Source organism: Niallia yueguangensis (assembly GCF_052663115.1).
The window spans coordinates 82,238-90,309 of record NZ_JBQTCX010000017.1 but is presented as its reverse complement, the minus strand read 5'-3'; the positions used below and the strand labels follow the sequence as shown (position 1 = coordinate 90,309).

The following is an 8,072-nucleotide window of genomic DNA, read 5'->3' as shown; positions in this document are numbered from 1 at the left end:
TGGATACCCTCTTCTTTTCATATCTTAACTAATTGATTATCTTCTATTAAACATTGAATAAATGATTCTAATGTCGGCTTAACTGGTATTTGATCCGGGATTATGCCATAACTTTCTGCTGTTTCCTTCGTTTTTGTTCCCATACATACAACCTTTAATGTTTCTGCTAAATTATCTAATCCTAAATTGCTAGATTCATTCATAAAAACATGTACCGATTTACTGCTTGGAAACACAATGGTGTCAAGTGTAGCTTCCTCTAACTGACGCTGGATAATGGGAGTAAACTTCGTATCAATCAATTTATAGCTTGTGATTAGCAAATCACTTTTTCCATAATTTGATGTATACGTTGCTTCGTCTTCTTTTATATGTTGATCACCTACAATCAACATCTTTCCACCTTTGTATATTTCAGAATCTAATAACGCAGTTAAACCTTTTGATTCTAGTGCTCTTATTGTTTTAACAGACAATCCATATAATGTTGCGGTAATGAATCGAATATCTTTTTTATGCTCTGATAAAATCGCAAAAAAATCATTTACTGCTTCTGATGACGTAAATAATATTTTATCATAGGAACAAAGTTTATCTAATTGTGTTAGTTCAATAGATGCTTTTTTCTTTTTCCATTTTGGAAACTCAATAACATCTGCTCCATTTTCTTTTAATGAGCTAGCTAACCTGCTTTCTTCTGTACCTGTTCGAATAAGAATCATTTGTCGACCAAATAGAGCTTTTTTCTCAAACCAGCTTATTTTCTCTCTTGCAGCAATAACATCACCTACAAGTGTTATCGCAGGGTTCGTAATATTCTCTTTTTGAACAAGATCAGCAATCGTGGACAATGTTCCTTCCACGCTTTTTTGTCTTCCCCAAGTTCCCCATTGAATAATGATGGCAGGAGTATTTGGTGATTTCCCATGCTTTATAAGGTTATCACAAATATATTGTAAATTTTTTACTCCCATATAAAAGGCAATTGTTTTCACACTGCTGCTAAGTCCGGCCCAATCAATATCCGGCTTTCCATTCGGTGTTTTATCATGTGCTGTTACAATTGCAAAAGAACCTGCATAGTCTCGATGTGTGACAGGAATTCCTGCATAAAGTGGAGCTGCAATACCAGACGTTATCCCTGGAACCATTTCAAACTCAATGTTGTGTTCAGCAACAGCTAATGCTTCTTCGCCCACTCTTCCAAACACACTGGGATCGCCACCCTTTAAACGGACAACCGTTTTCCCTTCCAATGCTTTCTCCACTAAAAGACTATTTATAACATCTTGCTTAAGAAAATGCCGATGTGGCAGCTTTCCACAATAGATGAATTCACAATCTGCATGTGCATATTCCAATAAAGTTGGATTAATAAGGCGATCATAAAGAATGACATCAGCCCGCTTTATTGCTTCTAGTCCTTTTAACGTAATTAATTCGCTGTCTCCTGGACCTGCACCTACTAAATAAACTTTTCCTTTCTGCATATGCAGTCATCCTCTCTATCCCTTTTCTACTTCTAGCGTTAGCAAGGGTTCGGCATTAACTTCCAATTATTAACGTACTTCATACATTTTGCGTTTAGAAAAGCGCAGGCGCCTTGCTCAGCCCCGAAGAAAAATGTTCTCTTGACTCAAAAAGTGTTTTTTACTTTTAGAGGCAAGAGGTTATCTTTCACAGGGGCTAGGCGCTGGAGCTAGACACTCATCTAAGTTGAAAATTTTATGCTTCTTATCCTTTTAAGAAAAATACTAGTTCCTTCTATAATATAGAAATCAGTTTATTTGATATTCTCCTTTATAGTACTGTTCTAATGCAATAATGGCACTCCCCATTCTTTCCTCTTGTGGGATGACCATTCTTTGAACTCCTTCTTCTCTTAATGCAGCTGCAGTAACTTTTCCTACAGCAACCGCTACTACTTTATTTGAAAAAGCATTGAGCACTTCATTATATACACCTTTTTCTTTCGCATAAGAAAATAAAAAACGAGCTTGAGGCGTACTAGTAAAATTAACTGCATCAATTTCGCCTGATATAATTTCTGTAACAAGCTGTTCCAATACTTCCGCTTTTGGAGGAATATGTTTATATGGAAGAATTTCTTTATATTCTGCTTGTTGTTTTTCAAGATGCTCGATCAATTTAGGTGCAGGATCTCCATGCAACTGAAGCGCCACCTTGGATCCCTTCAAATCATGGGGAGCTAAAGATCTAACTAATCCGACTGTACTGCCATCATCATCACGGACTACAGGGGTAACATTTAATCGTTTTAACATATTAACTGTTTTATATCCCCTAGCTGCCACTTTTGCTTGTTGAATGGTTGTAATAAATACGTCCCCAAGCTCCATTCTTTCTGCTGTTTTGTACAGTGTTTCAGTTCCTACACCGGTTGTAAAAATAAACCAGTCATAGTTTCCCGCTACTAATTGTTTAATATCTTCTTCCAGATTAGAATCATCTAAATAAACAGTTCCTTGTGCAGGACGCGGAAGTGGTATCCCCCCTAAATTTATAATTAATTTACTAAGCTCCTCCACTTTTCGTTGTCCTGCTAATGCAATTCGCTTTCCTTCTAAACGTTTCAAAGTAGTACCCCCATATCAATAAGTTTTGAATTAACTATACCATTTTATTGATACAAAGAGAAAATGAATTTTAATATTTTATATGCTTTTTTATGCATGCATTGATCGTTTTTATATACTTAATCTTCCAAAAGAAGATATACATTATTTTCTTCAATTGTCGTTTTATATGTTTTTACACAGCCTGTATCAGGTTCTTGTACCTTTCCATCTTCTAAGCATATTTTCCAGTCGTGCATTGGACAAAATACAAACTCTCCACTGACGATACCTTCTGTTAATACGCCACCTTTATGTGGACATCGGTTTTCAACTGCTCTTATCGATCCTCCTGATAATCTAAAAACAGCAATTTCTTTATCCTTAAACTGAACTGTTTTACCTAAACTTTTTGGAAGTTCCTCTACACTGCATACAAGCATTTTTGTCGTCTCTTTGTTCACCATCGGTTTCATCCTCCGTCTGTTTTTACATATTTTTAGCCCACTTCTTGTGTCAACGTCTGTATGACCTACTTCCTGTTGGCCTAACCATCAGTGGGAGATGAAGCCCCACTGATGGAAGTTTCCCCTTAAGACAATACTACATTTTCAAATAATTCTTTTGTCGTTTTTTTGCTTTCAATAATTTCTTTCCAAGGATCTTTATAAACGGATAGCGTTTCTTCCATGCGTGCATTTAACTCTTTTCGTTTCTCTTTATCGTCAAGAACTGATTGAACATGCGCTAAGCCAACACGATCGATCCATGCAGAAGTTCGTTCTAAGTAGTTTGCTGTTTCACGATAATATTGCAAGTATGCTCCAGTTACTTCCATAACTTCTTCTTCTGTTTTCACTTTATACAATAAGTCTCCACCACGAACATGCGTACCACCGTTTCCGCCAACATATAACTCCCATCCACCGTCGATGCCAATGAAGCCAATGTCTTTAAATCCTGACTCTGCACAGCTTCTTGGACAAGCGGATACTGCCATTTTTACTTTATGAGGTGTTTGCAACCCTTCAAATTTTTTCTCTAATCGAATTCCAAGTCCCATTGAATCTTGTGTACCGAAACGGCAGAATTGTTCACCAACACATGTTTTAACGGTACGTAAAGATTTTCCGTACGCAAATCCTGAAGGCATATCTAAATCTTCCCATACTTTCGGCAAATCTTCTTTTTTCACTCCAATTAAGTCGATGCGCTGTCCACCAGTTAATTTCACTAGTGGTATTTCATATTTATCTGCAACATCTGCAATTCTTCTTAAATCATTTGGATTTGTAACTCCGCCGTACATGCGTGGCACTACAGAATATGTGCCATCTTTTTGAATATTTGCGTGCATGCGTTCATTAACAAAACGGGAATCTCTTTCATCTTCATGTTTAATTGGATTTACCATTGTTAAATAATAGTTGAGAGCCGGGCGACATTTCGAACATCCTTCTAGGCTAGTCCATCCAAGAACACTCATTACTTCTCTTGTATGTGTTAAGCCTTTCGCTCTAATTTCTTCTACAACCTCATCTCTTGATAAAGTTGTACAGCTACAGATTGCTTCTTTTTGCGCAGCTGCGTCAAACTCTGAACCAAGTGTATGCTGCAATAACTCTGCAACAAGTGGTTTACATCCGCCACAAGAACGAGAAGCACTTGTGCATGCTTTTATTTCATCAACAGAAGAACAACCTTGTGCTTGTATTGCTTCCACAATCGTACCTTTTGATACACCGTTACAGCCACAAATAATTTCATCAGCAGTCATACTTGCAACCATACTTGTTCCAGAATCCTGGCCAATTGGCTGCAGAATAGAAATTTTTTCTGTATCTGAAATATCTGCCTCTTTTTGAATCATGGAAAATAAACGATTTCCTTCACTGCTATCTCCAAAAAGCACTGCGCCGACAATTTGATTGCCTCTCAAGACAATTTTCTTATAAACTCCATCTTGTTCATCGAAAACTTTAATTGCTTTTTTCTCTGAATCTTCAGTAAAATCACCAGCTGAGAAAACTTCAACCCCTGATACTTTTAACTGCGTGGACAATACAGAACCTTCATATGGTTTAGCAGTTTGGCCGCATATATGGCTTGCTAATACTTTTGCTTGCTCATAAAGTGGTGCAACTAATCCATAAGGTATTCCTCTATGCTCTGCGCATTCCCCAACTGAATAAATATGCGGGATATCTGTTTGTAAGTAGTCATTGACTACAATGCCACGATTAATTGCTATTCCGCTGTTTTTTGCTAATTCAATATTTGGTTTGATTCCTACTGCCATCACAACTAAATCAGCATCTAATGTCGATCCGTCTTTAAACTTTAAGCCTTCTACTCTATCATTTCCTAAAAATTGTTCTGTTTGTGTTTCTAACAAGAACTTCATCCCTTGCTTTTCCAACTCTTTTTGCAGAAGACCACCTGCTGTTGGATCAAGCTGACGTTCCATTAAAAAAGGTCCAAGGTGGATGACAGTTACATCCATTCCTAAATTCAATAATCCTCTGGCTGCTTCTAACCCGAGCAAGCCTCCGCCAATTACTGCAGCTTTTTTATATTTTTTTGAAGCTTCCAGCATAATATCCGTATCTTTAATATCACGGAATGCTGTAACTCCCTGCTTTTCTACACCAGGCATCGGAAGCATAAATGGCACTGATCCAGTTGCCAAAATAAGTTCATCATAAGCTTCTACTCTGCCAGAATCTGTGATAACTACTTTTTTCTCTGCATCAACTTTTGTAACTGTTTCTCCCGTATATAAAGTAATATTATTTTCTTTATACCAATCCCAGTCATTTAATGTTATATCTTTTACTTCGGTATCACCTTGCAGCACCTTTGACAATAAAATTCTATTATAATTTGGATGTGGTTCACTTCCAAAAATAGTAATCTCAAATTGATCTTTTGATAATTTTAATATTTCTTCAACTGCTCTTACCCCAGCCATTCCATTTCCTACAAGAACTAATTTCTTTTTATTCATCTTAATTCCTCCCCTTGAAATTACAATTAAGTCTTTTACAGTTAAAAGATGTTTTTCATATACTTGTTTTTTATTACTTTATCATAATTAAAAGATGTTTTTCATATACTTGTTATATTTTCTGACACACTTTTTTTTTTGAAGAATCATTTTTTGTCGAATAATAAAATAATAAAAACGTTGGATTAACAGCGTTGTATCCCCTTTCAATATAAAAATTTTTTCATTCAGAATTTTCATCATTTTCATATAAAAAATAAGAAACATGATAATCTTTTTAAAACAAAAAGCACACTGATGTCCATCTTTTACTGCTACATCAGAGTGCTTCTTATTCTTTATCGATATATTTAATTTATTATAGGACTAATTTTTACTGCACTTACTTTAAAACCAGGCATCTTACAAGTAGGATCTAAATCTCCAGAGACCAGCTTATTTACATTTTGAGATTCTGCCCAATGAATCGGAACAAACACGGTATCGGGTCTAATTTTATCTGACCATTTACTTCTTACAACGATATTTCCTCGTTTTGACTCTACTTTTACTAATTCATTATTTGGAATATTGTATTTTGCTGCAGTTTTTGGGTGAATTTCCAGATACGATTCAAAGTTTCTTGCTGATAAAGCAGCACTTTTTCTCGTTTGAACTCCTGTCAAGTACTGCGACATAACCCTTCCTGTCGTTAAATACAACGGAAAATCCGTACTTACACTCTCTTTTGAAACAACAGGCTTATTTTTGACTACTATCATTTTTGCTTTTCCATCATCATGTGCAAAACTATTCTCAAACAGACGTCTCGTTCCACTATGATTCGTGTCAGGACAAGGCCATAAAATACCTTCTCCCTTTTTTAAACGATCATACGTAATGCCATAATAATCAGCGATTCCGCCTCGGCTTGCTATTCTTAATTCATTAAAAATATCTTCTGCCTTTGTATAAGAGAAATATTCTCCTTTTCCAAGAACATTTGCTATTTCACAAATAATTTGCCAATCATGTTTCACCTCACCTGGGCATGGGCGACTTGCTTCTCTAAGCATGACACGACCCTCTAAGTTAGTCATCGTTCCTTCATCTTCCAAGTAAGAAGAAGTTGGCAAGATTAAATCTGCTAATTTTGCAGTTTCTGAAACAAACATATCCACTGCAACTAAAAACTTTAATTTCTTTATCGCCCTTTTGACCAAATTAGCGTTTGGATTTGAAACAACAGGATTAGAGCACATAAGAAACATGCCTGTTATTTCACCTTGATCTGCTTTTTCAAACATTTCAAATGCTGATACACCTTTACGCGGTATATCTTCTTCCTTAACACCCCAAACGCTTGCAATATATTTACGGTGTTCCTCATTTTCAATACTACGATATCCTGGCAATTGATCTGCCTTTTGTCCATGTTCTCTTGCTCCTTGACCATTCCCTTGTCCAGTAATGGCACCGTAGCCAGAGTAAGTCTTCCCTATTTTACCTGTGGCAATAATAATATTTAAGAAATTGCGTACAGCTGCCACCCCATCTGTTTGTTGTTCTACTCCTCTGGCTGTAAAAATCATGCCAGATTCTTCTTTTCCAAATTTAATTCCTGCCTTTTTAATATCTTGAATAGGTACACCTGTCCATTCTGCAATTTCCTCGAGATTGACAGTAGAAATATAGTCTTTTACTTCGTCAAAGCCAGTTGCCCGTTCTTTAATAAATGTTTCATCTATTAAATTTTCTTCAAAGATTACTTTCAAAAGTCCATTTGCTAATGCAGCATCTGTACCAGGTCTAACCTTAAGATGTAAGTCGGCTAGATTAGTAGTAGCTGTTTCACGAGGATCTATTGCAATAATATAGCAGCCATTTTCTTTTGCTTTTTCAAAATATGGAATAATCGTAGGTTGGCATTCTGCAATATTTGTTCCTGCTAGTATAATGACCCGTGAAAAAGGAATTTCTGATAATGTATTCGTTAATCCTCTATCCATTCCAAAGCATTGAGCTGCTGCAGTAGCAGCAGCTGACATACATAGTCGGCCATTATAATCAATATATCTCGTTTGTAAGGCTACTCTTGCAAACTTTCCTAATAGGTAAGCTTCTTCATTTGTAATGGATGCACTTCCATATACTGCTAACGCATTCTTCCCATCTTCTTTTTGAATTTTCGAGAAATTTTCTTTAATCGTATTTAATGCTTCCCTCCAAGAAATACGAATAAACTCGCCATTCACCTTTAATAGCGGATATTTTATCCGATCATGCTGAAGTGCATGTTGGTGGGCATTCATTCCCTTAATGCATAAACGCCCTTCTGATGTTGGGTTATTTTTTCCAATCGCAGTATATTTTTTTCTTGAAACAATTGATTCTTCCAATAATTGCATTTTACATTGCATACTGCAAAATGGACATTGTGTATCGTATCTTTTTTCTGATTGAAATTCCTTTTGCTGTGTACGAAAATACTTTAATAATAAATCAGTCAT

General features: G+C 36.1%; 5 protein-coding genes. All 5 read right to left on the bottom strand.

Annotated features, from left to right (window positions below):
* Nucleotides 1–17: 17 nt before the first annotated feature.
* The gene (gene cobA / locus ACTYA4_RS15585) at nt 18–1,490 is read right to left on the bottom strand and encodes a uroporphyrinogen-III C-methyltransferase (RefSeq protein WP_443483026.1); all 1,473 of its coding nucleotides are present in this window, start codon (nt 1,488–1,490) and stop codon (nt 18–20) included.
* A 288-nt stretch (nt 1,491–1,778) separates the two neighbouring features.
* The gene (locus ACTYA4_RS15580; RefSeq protein WP_443483027.1) at nt 1,779–2,597 is read right to left on the bottom strand and encodes a uroporphyrinogen-III synthase; all 819 of its coding nucleotides are present in this window, start codon (nt 2,595–2,597) and stop codon (nt 1,779–1,781) included.
* Nucleotides 2,598–2,716: 119 nt separating this feature from the next.
* On the bottom strand, nt 2,717–3,043 hold the full coding sequence (gene nirD / locus ACTYA4_RS15575) for a nitrite reductase small subunit NirD (RefSeq protein WP_443483028.1): 327 nt from the start codon (nt 3,041–3,043) through the stop codon (nt 2,717–2,719).
* 125 nt (nt 3,044–3,168) lie between these two features.
* Nucleotides 3,169–5,583 (bottom strand): nitrite reductase large subunit NirB, encoded by a 2,415-nt coding sequence (nirB, locus tag ACTYA4_RS15570; protein WP_443483029.1) that lies wholly within the window; start codon nt 5,581–5,583, stop codon nt 3,169–3,171.
* Nucleotides 5,584–5,933: 350 nt separating this feature from the next.
* On the bottom strand, nt 5,934–8,072 hold the full coding sequence (gene nasC / locus ACTYA4_RS15565; RefSeq protein ID WP_443483030.1) for an assimilatory nitrate reductase catalytic subunit NasC: 2,139 nt from the start codon (nt 8,070–8,072) through the stop codon (nt 5,934–5,936).

Coding starts and splice junctions, on each gene's coding strand:
- cobA (WP_443483026.1), bottom strand. CDS start 1,490: ATGCAGAAAGGAAAAGTTTATTTAGTAGGTGCAGGTCCAGGAGACAGC.
- nirD (WP_443483028.1), bottom strand. CDS start 3,043: ATGGTGAACAAAGAGACGACAAAAATGCTTGTATGCAGTGTAGAGGAA.
- nirB (WP_443483029.1), bottom strand. CDS start 5,583: ATGAATAAAAAGAAATTAGTTCTTGTAGGAAATGGAATGGCTGGGGTA.
- nasC (WP_443483030.1), bottom strand. CDS start 8,072: ATGACTGATTTATTATTAAAGTATTTTCGTACACAGCAAAAGGAATTT.